This window comes from Streptomyces sp. SPB074, assembly GCF_000154905.1.
GTDB lineage: Bacteria > Actinomycetota > Actinomycetes > Streptomycetales > Streptomycetaceae > Streptomyces.
The window spans coordinates 1657047-1658346 of sequence record NZ_GG770539.1 but is presented as its reverse complement, the minus strand read 5'-3'; the positions used below and the strand labels follow the sequence as shown (position 1 = coordinate 1658346).

1 protein-coding gene is annotated in these 1300 nt (G+C 73.7%); it reads left to right on the top strand.

What is annotated here, in order from left to right:
• Window positions 1-87 precede the first annotated feature (87 nt).
• A partial coding sequence (locus tag SSBG_RS06550; protein WP_037869093.1) for a chromosome segregation SMC family protein occupies window positions 88-1300 on the top strand: 1213 nt, incomplete at its 3' end.

Here is a 1300-nt window from a genome sequence, read left to right as displayed (position 1 = left end):
CCCTGCTTCGCCCCGCTTCGCGCCACGTCGCGCCGCACGTCCCGCGCGCCGATGCCGCGCGGAGCCGGGGCGGTAGAGTCCGGCGGCGTGCACCTCAAGGCCATGACTCTGCGCGGGTTCAAATCCTTCGCCTCCGCAACGACGCTGCGCTTTCAACCGGGGATCACCTGCGTCGTCGGGCCGAACGGCTCCGGCAAGTCCAACGTCGTGGACGCGCTGACGTGGGTCATGGGCGAGCAGGGCGCCAAGTCGCTGCGCGGCGGCAAGATGGAGGACGTCATCTTCGCCGGGACGACGGGCCGGCCGCCGCTGGGCCGCGCCGAGGTCTCGCTCACCATCGACAACAGCGACGGCGCACTGCCCATCGACTACGCCGAGGTCACCATCGGCCGGACGATGTTCCGCAACGGCGGCAGCGAGTACCAGATCAACGGCGACACCTGCCGCCTCCTCGACATCCAGGAACTCCTCTCCGACTCCGGCATCGGCCGCGAGATGCACGTCATCGTCGGCCAGGGCCAGCTCGACTCCGTCCTGCACGCCGACCCGATGGGACGCCGCGCCTTCATCGAGGAGGCCTCAGGCGTCCTCAAGCACCGCAAGCGCAAGGAGAAGGCGCTGCGGAAGCTCGACGCGATGCGCGCCAACCTCGCCCGCGTCCAGGACCTCACCGACGAACTGCGCCGCCAGCTCAAGCCCCTCGGCCGTCAGGCCGCCGTCGCACGCCGCGCCGCCGTCATCCAGGCCGATCTGCGCGACGCGCGCCTCCGGCTCCTCTCCGACGACCTCGTCACGCTCCGTCGCGCGCTGGATGCCGAAGTCGCCGACGAGGCCGCGCTCAAGGAACGCAAGGAGACGGCCGAGGCCGCCCTGCGGACCGCGCTCGCCAGGGAGGCGCGCCTTGAGGAGGCGGTGCGCTCCCTGGCCCCGCGCCTCCAGAGCGCGCAGCACACGTGGTACGAGCTGTCGCGCCTCGCCGAGCGCGTACGCGGCACCGTCAGCCTCGCCGAGGCGCGCGCGACGAGCGCGACGTCCGTACCCGCCGAGGAACGGCGCGGGCGCGACCCGGAGGACCTGGAGCGGGAAGCGGCACGCATCCGCGAGCAGGAGGCCGAACTCTCCGCCGCGCTCGAAGCGGCCGAACGGGCCCTGGAGGACACCGTCGCCCACCGGGGCGAGCTGGAGCGTCAGCTCGCGGTCGAGGAGCGTCGCCTGCGCGACGTCGGCCGCGCCCTCGCCGACCGCCGCGAGGGCCTCGCCCGCCTCCAGGGCCAGGTGACCGCCGCGCGCGGCCGGGCCG